General features: G+C 33.9%; 17 protein-coding genes and 4 tRNA genes. 16 read left to right on the top strand and 5 right to left on the bottom strand.

Going from position 1 to position 14999, the window contains the following annotated elements; genetic code table 11:
- The first annotated feature begins 294 nt into the window (after positions 1-294).
- The 4 genes from rho to OQ292_RS06270 all read left to right on the top strand — a co-directional run bounded on the left by rho (position 295) and on the right by OQ292_RS06270 (position 5025).
- The gene (rho, locus tag OQ292_RS06285; RefSeq protein ID WP_284685200.1) at positions 295-1929 is read left to right on the top strand and encodes a transcription termination factor Rho; all 1635 of its coding nucleotides are present in this window, start codon (positions 295-297) and stop codon (positions 1927-1929) included.
- A gap of 273 nt (positions 1930-2202) precedes the next feature.
- Positions 2203-2835: an LON peptidase substrate-binding domain-containing protein gene (locus OQ292_RS06280; protein WP_284685199.1), complete on the top strand. Its 633-nt coding sequence runs from the start codon at positions 2203-2205 to the stop codon at positions 2833-2835.
- A 200-nt stretch (positions 2836-3035) separates the two neighbouring features.
- Positions 3036-4058, top strand: coding sequence for a hypothetical protein (locus OQ292_RS06275; RefSeq protein WP_284685198.1), 1023 nt, complete (start codon positions 3036-3038; stop codon positions 4056-4058).
- Between the two features lie 67 nt (positions 4059-4125).
- Positions 4126-5025 carry a peptidylprolyl isomerase gene (locus tag OQ292_RS06270; RefSeq protein WP_284685197.1) on the top strand — a complete coding sequence of 300 codons (900 nt, stop codon included), beginning with the start codon at positions 4126-4128 and terminating at the stop codon, positions 5023-5025.
- 14 nt (positions 5026-5039) lie between these two features.
- Here OQ292_RS06270 and OQ292_RS06265 read toward each other — a convergent pair whose 3' ends face one another.
- The gene (locus tag OQ292_RS06265; protein ID WP_284685196.1) at positions 5040-5162 is read right to left on the bottom strand and encodes a hypothetical protein; all 123 of its coding nucleotides are present in this window, start codon (positions 5160-5162) and stop codon (positions 5040-5042) included.
- 81 nt (positions 5163-5243) lie between these two features.
- On the opposite strand from OQ292_RS06265, the gene OQ292_RS06260 reads away from it, so the two are divergent.
- The gene (locus tag OQ292_RS06260) at positions 5244-6095 is read left to right on the top strand and encodes a hypothetical protein (protein WP_284685195.1); all 852 of its coding nucleotides are present in this window, start codon (positions 5244-5246) and stop codon (positions 6093-6095) included.
- Here OQ292_RS06260 and OQ292_RS06255 read toward each other — a convergent pair.
- The 3 genes from OQ292_RS06255 to kynU are packed head-to-tail and all read right to left on the bottom strand — an operon-like array spanning position 6085 to position 9233.
- Positions 6085-6498 (bottom strand): DUF1573 domain-containing protein, encoded by a 414-nt coding sequence (locus OQ292_RS06255; RefSeq protein ID WP_284685194.1) that lies wholly within the window; start codon positions 6496-6498, stop codon positions 6085-6087. The two genes, OQ292_RS06260 and OQ292_RS06255, sit on opposite strands and share 11 nt — an antisense overlap.
- Before the next feature lie 17 nt (positions 6499-6515).
- Complete coding sequence (locus tag OQ292_RS06250; protein ID WP_284685193.1) at positions 6516-7943, bottom strand: ATP-dependent DNA helicase; 1428 nt, start codon at positions 7941-7943, stop codon at positions 6516-6518.
- Positions 7944-9233 carry a kynureninase gene (gene kynU / locus OQ292_RS06245; protein ID WP_284685192.1) on the bottom strand — a complete coding sequence of 430 codons (1290 nt, stop codon included), beginning with the start codon at positions 9231-9233 and terminating at the stop codon, positions 7944-7946.
- A 197-nt stretch (positions 9234-9430) separates the two neighbouring features.
- Between kynU and OQ292_RS06240 the strand changes: the two genes are divergently transcribed.
- The 11 genes from OQ292_RS06240 to rplL all read left to right on the top strand — a co-directional run bounded on the left by OQ292_RS06240 (position 9431) and on the right by rplL (position 14256).
- Positions 9431-9516 (top strand) — tRNA-Tyr (locus OQ292_RS06240).
- Between the two features lie 36 nt (positions 9517-9552).
- A tRNA-Gly gene (locus OQ292_RS06235) sits at positions 9553-9625 on the top strand.
- A gap of 9 nt (positions 9626-9634) precedes the next feature.
- A tRNA-Thr gene (locus OQ292_RS06230) sits at positions 9635-9706 on the top strand.
- Between the two features lie 54 nt (positions 9707-9760).
- Entirely contained in the window at positions 9761-10948 is a 1188-nt protein-coding gene (gene tuf, locus OQ292_RS06225; protein ID WP_284685191.1) for an elongation factor Tu, read from the top strand.
- 179 nt (positions 10949-11127) lie between these two features.
- Positions 11128-11200, top strand: a tRNA-Trp gene (locus tag OQ292_RS06220).
- Positions 11201-11215: 15 nt separating this feature from the next.
- Positions 11216-11425, top strand: a complete 210-nt coding sequence (gene secE, locus OQ292_RS06215) for a preprotein translocase subunit SecE (RefSeq protein WP_431733757.1) — start codon at positions 11216-11218, stop codon at positions 11423-11425.
- Positions 11426-11436: 11 nt separating this feature from the next.
- The gene (gene nusG, locus OQ292_RS06210) at positions 11437-12015 is read left to right on the top strand and encodes a transcription termination/antitermination protein NusG (RefSeq protein WP_284685190.1); all 579 of its coding nucleotides are present in this window, start codon (positions 11437-11439) and stop codon (positions 12013-12015) included.
- Position 12016: 1 nt separating this feature from the next.
- Positions 12017-12460: a 50S ribosomal protein L11 gene (gene rplK, locus OQ292_RS06205; RefSeq protein WP_284685189.1), complete on the top strand. Its 444-nt coding sequence runs from the start codon at positions 12017-12019 to the stop codon at positions 12458-12460.
- A 90-nt stretch (positions 12461-12550) separates the two neighbouring features.
- Positions 12551-13249: a 50S ribosomal protein L1 gene (rplA, locus tag OQ292_RS06200; protein WP_284685188.1), complete on the top strand. Its 699-nt coding sequence runs from the start codon at positions 12551-12553 to the stop codon at positions 13247-13249.
- 2 nt (positions 13250-13251) lie between these two features.
- Complete coding sequence (rplJ, locus tag OQ292_RS06195; RefSeq protein ID WP_284685187.1) at positions 13252-13788, top strand: 50S ribosomal protein L10; 537 nt, start codon at positions 13252-13254, stop codon at positions 13786-13788.
- Between the two features lie 96 nt (positions 13789-13884).
- On the top strand, positions 13885-14256 hold the full coding sequence (gene rplL / locus OQ292_RS06190; RefSeq protein ID WP_284685186.1) for a 50S ribosomal protein L7/L12: 372 nt from the start codon (positions 13885-13887) through the stop codon (positions 14254-14256).
- Positions 14257-14307: 51 nt separating this feature from the next.
- Here the strand turns inward: rplL and OQ292_RS06185 are convergent, their stop codons facing one another.
- Positions 14308-14886, bottom strand: a complete 579-nt coding sequence (locus OQ292_RS06185; RefSeq protein WP_284685185.1) for a rhomboid family intramembrane serine protease — start codon at positions 14884-14886, stop codon at positions 14308-14310.
- Between the last annotated feature and the right edge of the window lie 113 nt (positions 14887-14999).

Raw genomic sequence — 14999 nt, 5'->3', positions numbered from 1 at the left:
AAATGACTATTTTTACAATCGAAATCCGCGGGAAGAATTTACTCAAATAAGCCAATCATCAAAATTTTCACATTAGTGTTTAAGAAAATTCTCTGATTATTAAAAAAATGAATAGATACTTCTTGTAAAATAAAGAATACTACCATATAATTGTAATCTCAAATCTAAAGAAAGCAGAAAGTCCACTTTTTTTGAATTTACTGCCTCTCTAAGAAATCAAAAAATTTCGAAGATAGAAATTATCATAATCTTCATTTAATGTTATCGGTTTTTTTCTAAACCATATATCAATTTATGTACACGATAGAAGACTTGGAAATAAGGTTGCTGTCAGAGCTGAAAGTGATCGCTGAAGAAATAGGAGTGAAAAACTATAGCAAGCTTCCCAAAAAAGAACTTATCTACAAAATCCTGGATCAACAAGCTATATTGCCAGAAACAGAACTCCCAAAAGCAAATGAAACTCCAAAAAAGACTTCACGCAAACCCTCTCAGAAGTCGAAGAAAGAGCCTGAAAAAAAGCGCAAAAGAGTAAAACAACGTGAAAACGTTACTGATGAAAGTCAAGTAGAAGAAACTGCGACAGCAACAGAAGAAACCGAATCTCCAACAGTGAAAGCTAGTGCAGAAGAGGATAATTCTAAAAGTGTAAGGAAATTAAAACCACGTAGTAATTTTGCAGAAGACAAAGAAAACGGTGCTGTAGAATCTGAAAATACCGAAGAAACTCCTCCAGTAGAATCTAAAGAGCAAAAACGCCAAGAGCCTGAGAAAAAACAACAACCTCCAGTAAAAAAATCTAGCATTCGTGAGTTTGATGGAGTAATTGAAAACGAAGGTGTGTTGGAGATTATGCAAGATGGTTATGGCTTCTTAAGATCATCAGATTATAACTATTTGGCAAGTCCAGACGATATATATGTTTCTCCTTCTCAAATTAAACTTTTCGGTCTTAAAACAGGTGATACTGTTAAAGGTCAGATAAGGCCTCCAAAGGAAGGTGAGAAATATTTTGCATTGTTAAGAGTGGAATCTGTAAATGGTAAAACCACTGAAGAAATCAGAGACAGAGTTCCATTTGAATACCTCACTCCATTATTCCCAGACGAAAGATTAAATCTAAGTGGTAGAAATGCCAAGCTTTCTACAAGAATTCTGGACCTATTTGCACCAATTGGTAAAGGTCAAAGAGGTATGATTGTAGCACAGCCTAAAACAGGTAAAACTGTGCTTCTTAAAGAAATTGCGAATGCAATAGCCAAAAACCACCCAGAGTGTTATCTAATTGTGTTGTTGATTGATGAAAGACCTGAAGAGGTAACAGATATGGCTCGTAGCGTAAATGCTGAGGTGGTATCTTCTACATTTGATGAGCAAGCAGAAAGACACGTAAAAGTTTCTTCAATTGTATTGGAGAAAGCTAAAAGAATGGTAGAGTGTGGTCACGATGTAGTAATTCTATTGGATTCTATTACAAGATTAGCTCGTGCGTATAATACAGTTTCTCCATCATCTGGTAAAATTCTTTCTGGTGGTGTTGATGCGAATGCATTACATAAACCTAAGCGTTTCTTTGGTGCTGCAAGGAATGTTGAAAATGGTGGTTCACTAACCATTATTGCAACTGCTCTTATTGAAACAGGTTCTAAAATGGACGAAGTTATCTTTGAAGAATTTAAAGGTACTGGTAACATGGAACTTCAATTAGACAGAAAGCTTTCAAACAAAAGAATCTACCCTGCAGTGGATGTGGTTTCTTCTGGCACAAGAAAAGAAGACTTGCTGCTTGATAAAGATACGCTTTCAAGAGTATGGATACTTCGTAAGTTTATGGCAGATATGAATGCCAATGAGGCTATGGAGTACTTGTTAAATAACATGCGTGGTACCAGAGATAATGAAGAATTCTTAATCTCAATGAATGGATAATCTAAGTATTATCTGCTTATTGAAATATAAATAATTAAAATTGAAGTCTGAGTATTAATTTTACTCAGACTTTTTTGTTTTAAATGAGTTACAAACTCAACCTATTTTGTTTTAATAGTGAACACATTTAATTTTTGGCTGTTAAAATATTATCTTCTTAGAAGACTTACGCTACATTTAAAATTAATTACTATTTAACTAAGTAGTTGATAGTCAATAGTGTCTCTTACTACTGTTGCGAAATTAATTGACATATCAACTCATTTTCAGTTTATGGATGTTTCACTAGCTTTTTTTCCCCTTGGGTTAGTCGTTTTTCCTAATGAGCCTCTCAATTTGCATATTTTCGAGCCGAGGTATAAGCAGCTTATAAATGATTGCAAGGAATCTGGTATTACTTTCGGAATACTGCCTTACATTAATGATTCTATAAAAAGTTATGGTACAGAAGTTAAGCTAACTGGAATTGTAAATGACTATAGCGATGGTAGAATGGATATTACAACTGAAGCTCTAAGGGTTTTCAAGTGGAAGTCCTTTAATAATCCTATGGAGGATAAATTGTATGCTGGTGGAAATATCGAATATATTAGCAATAAAGATGATTCTTCTTTAGAGCAAAGGCAGGTTTTAATAGAAACTTCAAAGGAACTATTAACGCTTATGCAAATAGAGATGGAAATAGATGAAAATCAAGAGTTTCTTTCTTATTACTTAGGCCATAAACTTGGATTAAGTCTTTCGCAAGAATATGATCTTTTAACCACAGGGAGTGAGAGAGAAAGAATAAATATATTGCTTAACCATCTCAGCAAGAGTATTCCAATTTTACAGGAATCTGAAAAAAGTAAAGAGAGAATTAAGTTAAACGGGCATTTCAAATACTTTAATCCTCTAACTTTTTAATTATATTCATCTATTAATTTTTCTGACATAATCAGTTTTATATATAAAAAAAAGCTTTTTGATAAGTAAGAGGTTGATTTGGGCGCTATTTTGCTAATATTTTCATTGTATAACTATTATTCACATAGGTATGATTAATCAGTTACTTGTAAAAGCGTTATCAGAAAAAGCATTATGTTATTAATACAGCAGCCTGATTTATGAAAAAAATTTACTTTGCCTTTCTATTATTACTTTGCTTTAATCTTATTCAAGCACAGCAAATAGATTATCGTAAAAGTTATTATCCTGCCGTAAACAAAGCTGAACTGGCCATTTCTGATAATAAATACAATATCGCCTTAAACTTCTATCTGGAAGCTTTTCAAAATGTACCTAATCCTTTCGCAAAAGATTTATTTAATGCTGCTGTTTGCTCGGCTTTAGAGCAAAATGTAATGATGACTATTTCATTTTGCGAAAAACTGTTACTAAGTGGTGCAGAAATAACCTTTATACAATCTCAGAAAGTATTTAGAAGAATTGAAGAAGACGAGCGCTGGAAGCATTTTATAGCAAACTATGCAAATTACAGAAGAAGGTATCTTTTAAATGTAAATATGCCTTTAAGAAAAGAGCTAGAATTACTAACGGCTTACGACCAGCACTTTAGAATACAAGCAAATGGATACGTGATTTATAAAGACACTATTAATGCCATCGATGTTTCAAACATAGATAGGTTTAAACATATAATTGAAAAATATGGATTTCCTGGTGAAGATTTGATTGGTGTTAAAGATCCACTCTCTGCCCCTCCATTTCATTCGATTCTATACCATCACTGCCAAAAAGCCGCAAGTGGCTTTGGAAAAGGAATGGCCGATTTTCCAGGCGATTTAAGTGATGCTGTAAAATACGGCAAGCTTGACCCTCATAGATTTGCCTCTTATGTAGATATACAAGGTCAGCCAGTTTATGGCAACACAGCCTTTTATCGAATCGGTAGAGAAGGAGAACTGAGATATTTGAAGATGAGTGATAATGTGCTAAAGAAAATTAATAAAAGAAGATCCTCTATTGGGTTAGAACCTTTGGGAGAATACAGAAAGAAAATTTTATTTTCTATAAAAGACGATAGATTTATTTTCAATTTTAATGATAGCATAATTGTTCTTGAAGGATTAGACTCAAGAGATATTGATAATCTAATTGAAAACTCAAGTTTGGTAAAGACTGAATAATTTTATTTTTGATTGTCGATAGAATTTTTTCTCTATAAGTTTGAGATAAATTAAGGTGTGTTTTTTCATGAGGAAAGTATTAATTTATCTTGTTTTTTCAACTCTTTTAATTCAATGCCAGAAAAGTGGCGAGCCAGTAAATCTCGATGAAATTTCTCCTGAAGAAGATTTTATAGTGAATATCGAGACTTCGTATGGAACAATGAAAGCAATTCTATACGATGAAACCCCTAAGCATAAACAAAACTTTTTAAAACTGGCTAATGAAGGATTTTATACTGATCTTCTATTCCATAGAATTATAAAAGGTTTTATGTTACAAGGTGGAGATCCTGATTCCAGAAATGCAGGTAAAGATGATATTTTGGGAAGAGGGGATCCGGGTTATACTATTCCAGCTGAGTTTAATGAGAAACTTTTTCATAAAAAAGGAGCATTGTCAGCTGCTAGAATGAATGATCAAGTAAATCCTAAAAAAGAGTCGAATGGTAGCCAGTTTTTTATTGTGCAAGGTCAGAAATACACCGAAGAGGAATTAGCTTCTACAGCAATAGATTATAGAAAACTCTATACTTATTTTGATTCTGCAATGAGGAGTAATGAGTTTAATGAAATGAAAAGTCGCTTTGCTTCATTACAAACAGAAGGCTCAAAAGAAGATATCAGAAATTTTATTGTAGGAGCAAAAGATACACTTGAGAGTGTATATTCAGTAGAGTTAGATAATCCAATGCCTCAAGAGCGAATAGAAGTTTACACTACAATAGGAGGGTATCCGTCGTTAGATGGAGCCTATACTGTTTTTGGACAAGTAATAGATGGACTTGATGTTATTGATGTTTTGTCTGCTAAAGAAACTGGTAAAGGAGATAGACCTTTGGAAGACTTGAAAATGAAGGTTTCTTTGGAAGTAATGAAACGCAAAGAGATTGAGGAGCAATTTGATTTTAAATATTCAAGTAAATAAAAAAAGTAGAGGTTTTACCCTCTACTTTTCTTTTTTCTCAGAAAGGAGATTTCATAAACTGTCTCCTTGCCTTGAACTGTGATCTTTTGAGTTACATTTCCTTTCTTCTCTTCTAGAGTAGTAGTTGTTGTTTTCATATAATAAGGTGAGTTAAGGTGGAATATAATCTTACAACGCCATATTTAATAAGTGATTGTAATATTTGAAATCATTAGAAAATGAAGCTTTATTACGCTGTAGGGGGAGGTTTAGGTCATATAACTAGAACCCAATCTTTTATTAGTCATTTTCGTCTGGAGAATGTTATTGTTGTAACATCTTGCATGTTTGCCAAATCCATTTTAGGCAATATCCCTTTCCATGTTTTACCATCTGGTTTAGCTGGCTCTAAAGAATCACTTTCTAACTGGATAAAAACCTTTATTACAGAAAATAACATTTCAGAAATATATTTAGATGCCTTTCCTGCTGGAATTATAGGAGAGTGGAATAATACCTTTTACTCAAACATAACATTTTATTATGTAGCCAGAATTTTAAACCTATATGCTTATAAAAAGCATATTGGAGAAAAGCTTCCTGTATTTAAAACAGTATTTATTTGTGAGTGGCTTCCAGAGCATCAAGTAGACTTTATTAGTAAATTAACTGATGAACTTGTAACAGTTGACTTTAATTATCCAGAAGTGGAATCTGTTAAATTACCAGATTTTTTAAGGAACAAGCAAAATGAAAAGGTTTGGTTAATTATTCATTCAGGTAATAAAGAGGAATGCATGGTTTTATACCAACATGCTTTTGATTTAGCACAGCTTGAAATAACTAATGCTTCTATAATCTTAATACATCCTGAGCCTTATCTATTTAGAGGTGAAAAGATAGAGGTACATAAATATTTTCACCTAACTGAAATGTACAAATTAGCAGATAAAATATTTACTGGATGTGGATTTAACTCAATGTATCAATTAAAAAATTATAGAAAGAAGCATATTTTCATTCCTTTTCATAGAAAATTTGACGACCAATTTTTTAGAGCGAAGTATTTTAGATGTTTAACTAGTTCTTAGGTAACACATTTGCCGAGATTTTGATTTTTGTTTGTGGAGTTACAGCATTAGAGATAATGGTGATTATTTTGTTTTGAATGCCTGATTTTCCTCTACTATCAAAAGCAATTTCGATTTTACCTTCTTGATCTGGCAAAATAGGTTCAGAAGTATAGTTAGGAGCTGTACAACCACAAGTAGTCAATACATTAGAAATTATTAGAGGTGTATTTCCTGTATTAGTTACTTTAAAAGAATGTGTAACTTTATCTCCTTGAGTAATATCTCCAAAGTCAAAAGTTTGTTCTGCTAATACAATGTTTGGTCCTTCTTGTTTCTTTTCAGTAGCTTTTTCATTTTGAGCATGTATTTGGCTGAATTGTGCTATTAGTACAATCAGTAAAAAGGATAATTTTGTTTTCATCTCAGATTAATTAGAGTTTATGAATTCTCACTGAAAAACTCAGTAGGAAAATTAATTAAATATAATTCTTTTGAGCTTCTTGTTATAGCTGTGTATAGCCATCTTAAGAATTCAATATTTTTCATGTCTTCTGTCATGTAACCTAAGTCAACGAATACTGCTTCCCATTGCCCCCCTTGCGATTTATGACACGTAAGCGCATAAGCGTATTTAACTTGTAACGCATTTAAATATGGGTCGTTTTTTACTAATTTATTTCTTTCCTTTTCAGTTTCTACGTAATTATATTCATCAACCACACTTCTGTAAAGGTTGTTCATCTCTTCAGATGGTAAGCTAGCATTTGGTGATTGCAGTGTGTTTAATAAAACTTTAGCTTCAAACTCTGGTTCATCTGGATAGTCAACTAATCTTAATGTTAAATCTGCAAATCTAAAACCATGTACTTCTTCATGATTTCTTGATCTCATTACTTCCACAAATTCTCCATTTGCCAGAAATCCAGCCTGCGAATCGAGTGATAACCAGAAATAATTGTTTCTCACAATCATTAAAAAATCACCAGCTTCTACTTCATTTTCATAAAAGAGTAGACTTCTTCTCAAATACAAATTATAATTAACTGCACTTTTATTAGACCTAGTAATAATACATGAGTTTTCAATACCAAACTTATTGTAAGCGTATTGCATTCCGTCTTCCAGTTTTTGGCTGGTCATCCGAAAGATATCTTTATAAGGTTTTGTGTTTAATTTAAGCTTAAAAGTTCTCTTTGCAATTGCTAATCTTAATATTGTTGCATTTTCCAATATGCCTGATGCTTCTTGTTGTCTAACTACTTCTGTGAGTAGGTGAGAGGTTACCTGTGCATTAAATATTTTTTCTATATAAAGTGGGTCTAGCGCTGGACTTAAATCTTGATGAACAGGAGGTAGCTGAGCAGTATCTCCAACTAAAATTAGTTTATTGCCAGAATCTGGTGCTTCAAAAACATATCTGATTAATTCATCTAATAAACCATTTTTACCATAAACATCATTGTTATTGTCAATCATTGAGGCTTCATCAATAATAAATATGGTATGTCTGGAGTAATTTCTTTGTCTTTTAAATAGTAATCTGCCTGTATTAGGATCTTCGGTTTGTTTAAAGATTACTTTATGAATTGTGAAGGCTTTCTTTTTAGCATAGAAAGACATCACTTTTGCAGCTCTACCAGTAGGAGCAAGTAGTACAGACTTCTTACTCATAAACCTGAGAGAGTTTACCAATGCACTTATGGTTGATGTTTTTCCTGTACCAGCAAATCCTTTAAGTAAAAATATTTGCTTAGTTATATCAATATTTGAAATAAAGCTTTCAAATAAGGTAAATAGCTCGCGCTGTCCAGAAGTAGGAGTAAAAGGAAATTTTTGTTCAATATAATCTTTTAAAGTGGTGGACATCTACAGACAGCTTTTAAGAATAGTGTAAAACTTATATACATCTGCAAATGTATTATATAGTGGAACAGGTGCAACACGAATTACATCAGGTTCTCTCCAATCGCAAATAACTCCATTCTCACTTATGCGATTAAACAGTTTTTTCCCATATCCATAAATAACTAAAGATAGTTGGCATCCTCTTTCTTCAGCATTATGAGGTGTAATTATCTTAATAATTTGTTTATTTTTTTCAATATTGATCTGATCAATTAGGTATTCAAGATATTGAGTGAGTGCGATACTTTTTTTTCGTAGATTTTCAATCCCTGCTTTTTCAAAAATTTCTAAACTAGCCTTTAAATTTACCATAGAAAAAATAGGTGCATTACTAACTTGCCAACTTTCAGCTCCATACATAGGTTTAAACCCTTTTTGCATTTTAAATCTCTCTTTTTCATCGTGTCCCCACCAACCTGCAAAACGCGGAAGTGTAGCATTTGCATATTTATTATGGATGAATGCTCCAGCTGGACCACCCGGACCTGAATTTAGGTATTTATAAGTGCACCAAACGGCAAAATCAACTTGCCAATTATGGAGCTTTAAAGGAATGTTGCCAGCTGCGTGAGCTAGATCAAAGCCTGCTATTGCTCCAACTTGATGAGCTGCATGAGTAATTTTTTCTAGATCGTAAAACTGACCTGTATAGTAATTTACTCCACCCATCATCACCAAAGCCAGTTCATCTTTATTTTTATTGATGCATTCAATTATTGCGTCTGTCTTAAGATTTTCTTCATTATTTTCTGGGAATATTTCAATAATTGCTTCATTGGGATTAAATAGTTTGTCTTCTCCACGATAAGCATGAAAGTTAATTTGGCTTTCAATAGCATATTGATCAGAAGGAAAAGCTCCTCCTTCCATGAGTATTTTAAATCTTTTTTTTGTTGGTCTGTAAAACGAAACCAGTAAAAGGTGAAGATTTACGGTAAGTGTATTCATAATTACCACCTCTTCTGTAAGTGCACCAATTAATTTAGCACTTGTATTTGCAAATTGTTTATGGTAATACATCCAAGGGTCAGGTTCAGTAAAGTGTCCTTCAACTGCTTGGTTTTCCCATTTGTCAAGTGCTTCGTTAATGTAGACCTTGCTTTTTTTGCTTTGGAGGCCTAAAGAGTTTCCACAAAAGTATACAGCTTCTTCACCATTTACCTTTGGAATTATAAATTCATCTCTAAAATTTAAATTTTTAAATTGTTGATCGAGTTGAAAAGAACAAACTTCATCTTTTGAAAAACTCATATATTTTACTTTTTTAGTAGGAAAACTAATTCGAATATATCTTTATAAGTTTCGATAAGGTGCATTATATGCGCTACAAAGCATGTTTTAATTTTTTTTTGAAAAAAAATGATTTTTTTTTGAGAAATATTTGAGATTATAGAAAAACCGTATAGTTTTGCAATCTCTTTTCGAGGAAATAGTCTTAAATGCTACATGGGGAGATACCAAAGCGGCCAACTGGGACGGACTGTAAATCCGTTGACTTATGTCTTCGCAGGTTCGAATCCTGCTCTCCCCACCAAGACTAATCGAGTTTTATAAAGTTGATTATTAATAAGCGGGAGTAGCTCAGTTGGTAGAGCGACAGCCTTCCAAGCTGTAGGTCGCGGGTTCGAGCCTCGTCTCCCGCTCTGATATCAGCCGATGTAGCTCAGGGGTAGAGCGCTTCCTTGGTAAGGAAGAGGTCACGGGTTCAATTCCCGTCATTGGCTCAGCGGTATCAATAAGAAAATGTATTTTTGTAAGTATTTAATAAAGTAGTAAAAATGGCAAAAGAAACGTTTGACCGTTCAAAACCACACTTAAATATTGGTACTATTGGACACGTTGACCATGGAAAGACAACCTTAACAGCAGCAATTACTAAAGTTCTTGCAGACTTAGGTCTTTCTGAAACTAGAGACTTTGATTCAATTGATAATGCCCCTGAAGAAAAAGAAAGAGGTATTACAATTAACACTTCTCACGTAGAGTATCAAACTGCATCAAGACACTACGCGCACGTTGACTGTCCTGGTCACGCTGACTATGTAAAAAACATGGTTACTGGTGCTGCTCAGATGGACGGTGCTATTCTTGTTGTTGCTTCTACGGATGGTCCTATGCCACAAACTCGTGAGCATATTCTTTTAGCTCGTCAGGTAGGTGTTCCTGCTTTGGTGGTTTTCATGAACAAAGTGGATATGGTAGATGATCCAGAGTTGTTGGAGCTTGTTGAAATGGAAATCAGAGAGTTGCTTTCTTTCTACGAATTTGATGGTGATAATATTCCTGTAATTCAAGGATCTGCACTTGGTGCATTGAATGGTGAAGAAAAATGGGTTAAGACTGTTGTTGAGTTAATGGAAGCAGTAGATGAGCATATTCCTCTTCCAGAGCGTATGATCGATAAAGATTTCTTAATGCCTGTTGAAGATGTATTCTCTATTACTGGTCGTGGTACAGTTGCTACTGGTAGAATCGAGAGAGGTATTGTTAAAACTTCTGAGCCTGTTGAAATTATCGGTCTTGGTACTGAAAAAATGACTTCAACAGTAACTGGTGTTGAGATGTTTAGAAAAATTCTTGACAGAGGTGAAGCTGGTGATAACGTAGGTTTACTACTTAGAGGTGTTGAAAAAGACCAAATCCAAAGAGGTATGGTTATTTGCAAGCCTGGTACTGTAAAACCACACACTAAATTCGAAGCTGAGGTTTATGTTCTTTCAAAAGAAGAAGGTGGTCGTCACACTCCATTCTTCAAAGGTTACAACCCTCAGTTTTACTTCAGAACTACTGACGTAACTGGTACTATTTCTCTTCCTGAAGGAGTTGAGATGGTTATGCCTGGTGATAACGTAACGATTACTGTTGAGCTTCAAAAAGAAATTGCAATGGAGCAAAACCTTAGATTCGCTATCAGAGAAGGTGGACGTACAGTAGGTGCTGGTCAGGTAACTAAAATTATCGAATAATATAGCATTATATAATATTCAGGTCCTGTTGGTATAATTCTGACAGGACTTTTTTATTTACTTGTAATTCAGTAAATTAAGCGTAAATTTTTGTAAATATTTATGCTAAAAAACCGGACATATATTTGAAAGTTGCTATTTAGTTCATAGCTTTGCAGTCCGATTCAATAATCATATACACGGGAGTAGTTCAATTGGTAGAGCAGCGGTCTCCAAAACCGCAAGTTGGGAGTTCGAATCTCTCCTCCCGTGCTTGTTAAGTAAAATTTGGGTGTAGATACCATGTTTGATAAAATTAAAATTTTTCTAAAAGACTCTTACGTTGAGATGACTCAGCATGTGACCTGGTCTAGCTATAGAGAGTTACAAAATAGCTCTATTCTGGTTTTAGTTGCTTCGTTGATCTTTGCTCTTGTTATAGGAGTAATCGATGCAGGTTTTAGAACTGTACTCGACATGTTCTACGGGTCTTTCTAATTTCAATTCCTATGACTGATAATGAATTAAAATGGTACGTAGTAAGGGCAATCAGTGGACAGGAAAAGAAAGTGAAGGCTTATCTTGAAAAGGAGGTTAGTAATAACGATCTTCAGGATTTTGTAACCGAGGTTTTAACTCCTACTGAGAAGGTTTACCAGATTCGTAAAATGAAAGATGGTAAGAGTAAGAAGATAGCTGTAGAGAAAAACTTTTTTCCTGGTTATGTTATTATTAATGCCAACCTTAATAACGGTGAGGTAATTCACATGATTAAAAATGTGCCCGGTGTAATTGGTTTTCTTCAAGTAGATGGTAAAGATCCTTCTGCTTTACCGAGGCCTATGAGGGAGTCGGAGATAAACAGGATATTAGGTAAGGTTGACGATATAGACGATACTGAAGTAAAACATGACACAACTTTTATGGTTGGCGAGACTGTAAAAGTTATGGATGGACCTTTTAATGGTTTCACTGGTACAGTAGAAGAAGTCTTCGAAGAGAAGAAGAAATTAAATGTAATAGTGAAGATATTTGGCAGGAACGCTCCTGTTGAATTAAATTATGTTCAGGTAGAAAAAGAAGAATAATATGGCTAAGGAAGTATCTGGTTTTTTGAAACTTCAGATTAAAGGAGGTCAGGCTAATCCATCACCTCCGGTAGGACCAGCACTAGGTAGTAAAGGTCTTAATATAATGGATTTCTGTAAGCAGTTCAACGCAAGAACTCAGGAAAAACAAGGAGTATTACTCCCTGTACTTATTACTATCTATTCAGATAAATCTTTTGAGTTTGTAATTAAAACTCCTCCAGCACCAGTATTGTTGAGAGAAGCTGCAAAAGTTAAAAAAGGTTCTTCTGAGCCAAACCGTAATAAGGTAGGATCAGTAACTTGGGATCAGGTTCGTGAGATCGCTGAGACTAAAATGCCAGATTTAAACGCATTTACTGTTGAATCAGGTATGAAAATGGTCGCTGGTACTGCAAGAAGTATGGGATTAACTGTTGAAGGAAAAGCTCCTTGGGACAACTAAGAATAGTTTAATTTAAATTAATTATAAGTGGTAGGATAGTGGTTTTTGCCAACTGCATTAAATATCCGCTTCCCACACAAATTTTAAAATATGGCAAAACTCACCAAGAACAAGAAGGCTGTCTTGTCTAAATTAGATAAAGACAAGTCTTATTCATTAGAAGATGCGAGTGCATTAGTAAAAGAGATAACTTTTACAAAATTTGATGCCTCTATAGACCTAGACATCAGACTAGGTGTTGATCCACGAAAAGCAGACCAAATGGTTCGTGGTATTGCTACACTCCCTCACGGTACTGGTAAAGACAAAAAAGTATTGGTTCTTTGTACTCCAGACAAAGAAGAAGAGGCTAAATCTGCCGGGGCTGATTATGTAGGCTTAGATGAATACATAACTAAAATTGAAGGTGGATGGACTGATGTAGATGTAATTATTACTATGCCAACAGTAATGGCAAAAGTAGGTAGATTAGGCAGAATATTAGGTCCAAGAGGTTTAATGCCTAACCCTAAAGCAGGTACTGTTACATTGGAAGTTGGAAAAGCTGTACAAGAAGTAAAAGCAGGTAAAATTGACTTTAAAGTTGATAAATTCGGGATTATACACTCAAGTGTAGGTAAAGTTTCTTTTACTCCTGAAAAAATCAAAGAAAATGCATTGGAGCTTGTTCAAGTTATTTCAAAATTAAAGCCTTCAGCAGCTAAGGGTACTTATTTCAGAAGCATTACGCTTTCAAGTACAATGAGTCCCGGAATTAAAATAGATAAAGCATCAATACCAGGATTATAGTCATGACTAAAGAAGAAAAACATCAACTTGTTGGTGAGTTAAGTGAAAAGCTTGCCAATACAGATTATTTTTATATTGCGGACGCATCAGGTCTTACAGTTTCTGAAATCAATGATTTTAGAAAGATGTGTTTCGAGAAAGGGTTAGAGTACAGAGTTGTTAAAAATACTTTGATTAGCAAAGCATTAGAAACTCTGGATACAGATTATACAGAATTCTCTGAAAAAGTATTAAAAGGTTTTTCAGGAATTATATTTTCTCCTGAAGTAGGTAATGCACCTGCTAAAGTTTTAAAAGATTTCCAAAAAGCAAAAGGATTAGCTAAACCTGCTTTCAAAGGTGCGTCTATCGATTCTGATGTCTTTATTGGAAGTGAAAATCTTGATCTCCTTAGTAATCTTAAGTCTAAAGACGAACTATTGGGAGATATCATTGGATTGCTTCAATCTCCAGCGAAAAATGTTATTTCTGCACTTCAGAGTGGTGGTCAAACTATCTCTGGCTTGTTGAAAACGTTGGAAGAAAAAAGCGAAAATTAAAATAGAACGCTGTTACGTTAAGGATCAGATTTATCTGTTCCAATGCTTCCACCATATAATATAACAGATTTAAAAACTTTTTTAAAAATTTATAAAATGGCAGATTTAAAAGAAATCGCAGAACAATTAGTTAACCTTACTGTAAAAGAAGTTAGTGAGTTAGCTACAATCATGAAAGATGAGTACGGTATCGAGCCTGCTGCTGCTGCTGCTCCTGTTATGGTTGCTGGAGCTGCTGAGGAAGCTGCTGAAGAAAAATCATCTTTTGATGTTATCTTAGCTTCAGCTGGTGCTTCTAAACTAGCAGTTGTAAAACTAGTAAAAAGTCTTACTGGTCTTGGTCTTAAAGAGGCTAAAGAAATGGTTGACTCTGCTCCTACTGCTCTTAAAGAAGGTGTTTCTAAAGAAGAAGCAGAAGATCTTAAAAAGCAACTTGAAGAAGCTGGTGCTTCTGTTGAGCTTAAGTAATAAGATCTTTTTAGATATAAGAAAGTCATCTCTGCAAAGAGATGACTTTTTTTATTCTTTTGGTTTAGGTGTGAATAGCTTCTTTTTCGTGCCTTTATAGAACCCAAAAATTCCTCCACAAATACCACCTAAAATATGAGCGAATTGAGAGATATTATCTGGCCTAAACGCATTAGTGATTTCTTTGCCTAAAAATAGTAGAACTACTAAAATAAATGTTAGCGGAATATAACCTTGCCTCAGGTTTACAAAAGAGCTAAGTAATATCATCATAAATACAATACCACTAGCACCCATCAAGCCACTCCCGAATAAAAACACATTAAGTATACCTGTTACTAAAGAGGTAAAAACAATCATTTTAAGTAATGATCTTGAAGTATATTTCTCTTCGAGTATAGGCCCTAATAGTAGTATAAATGTGAAGTTTCCAATTAAGTGCTCCCAGTTTGCATGGCCAATTACATGAGTAAATAATCTTAGGTAGTCTAAAAGATTTAAAAAATTCATGGTGGGGCCAACAGAGATTAAAGGAGTTATAAGTCCTCCAAGTAATTGGTTTAAAATAAGTACAATACAGCTTATAATTGTAAAAGTGAGAACAACTGGTGCGTTATAATCTATTTTCATGAAATCTTAATTTCTGGTTTTTTAGAATATATAAAGCTTTGAGATAAAAGCTCAGTTTCTGGCCAATTTTATGGATTTAAGTATTAAATACCAATAAAGTTTATTTTAGAATT

Origin of the sequence: Chondrinema litorale, assembly GCF_026250525.1 — a bacterium.
GTDB lineage: Bacteria > Bacteroidota > Bacteroidia > Cytophagales > Flammeovirgaceae > Chondrinema > Chondrinema litorale.
Note: the sequence above shows the minus strand (reverse complement) of the source record. Positions and strands in the feature narration are given on the sequence as shown.

Coding starts and splice junctions, on each gene's coding strand:
- rho (WP_284685200.1), top strand. CDS start 295: ATGTACACGATAGAAGACTTGGAAATAAGGTTGCTGTCAGAGCTGAAA.
- OQ292_RS06280 (WP_284685199.1), top strand. CDS start 2,203: ATGGATGTTTCACTAGCTTTTTTTCCCCTTGGGTTAGTCGTTTTTCCT.
- OQ292_RS06275 (WP_284685198.1), top strand. CDS start 3,036: ATGAAAAAAATTTACTTTGCCTTTCTATTATTACTTTGCTTTAATCTT.
- OQ292_RS06270 (WP_284685197.1), top strand. CDS start 4,126: ATGAGGAAAGTATTAATTTATCTTGTTTTTTCAACTCTTTTAATTCAA.
- OQ292_RS06265 (WP_284685196.1), bottom strand. CDS start 5,162: ATGAAAACAACAACTACTACTCTAGAAGAGAAGAAAGGAAATGTAACT.
- OQ292_RS06260 (WP_284685195.1), top strand. CDS start 5,244: ATGAAGCTTTATTACGCTGTAGGGGGAGGTTTAGGTCATATAACTAGA.
- OQ292_RS06255 (WP_284685194.1), bottom strand. CDS start 6,498: ATGAAAACAAAATTATCCTTTTTACTGATTGTACTAATAGCACAATTC.
- OQ292_RS06250 (WP_284685193.1), bottom strand. CDS start 7,943: ATGTCCACCACTTTAAAAGATTATATTGAACAAAAATTTCCTTTTACT.
- kynU (WP_284685192.1), bottom strand. CDS start 9,233: ATGAGTTTTTCAAAAGATGAAGTTTGTTCTTTTCAACTCGATCAACAA.
- tuf (WP_284685191.1), top strand. CDS start 9,761: ATGGCAAAAGAAACGTTTGACCGTTCAAAACCACACTTAAATATTGGT.
- nusG (WP_284685190.1), top strand. CDS start 11,437: ATGACTGATAATGAATTAAAATGGTACGTAGTAAGGGCAATCAGTGGA.
- rplK (WP_284685189.1), top strand. CDS start 12,017: ATGGCTAAGGAAGTATCTGGTTTTTTGAAACTTCAGATTAAAGGAGGT.
- rplA (WP_284685188.1), top strand. CDS start 12,551: ATGGCAAAACTCACCAAGAACAAGAAGGCTGTCTTGTCTAAATTAGAT.
- rplJ (WP_284685187.1), top strand. CDS start 13,252: ATGACTAAAGAAGAAAAACATCAACTTGTTGGTGAGTTAAGTGAAAAG.
- rplL (WP_284685186.1), top strand. CDS start 13,885: ATGGCAGATTTAAAAGAAATCGCAGAACAATTAGTTAACCTTACTGTA.
- OQ292_RS06185 (WP_284685185.1), bottom strand. CDS start 14,886: ATGAAAATAGATTATAACGCACCAGTTGTTCTCACTTTTACAATTATA.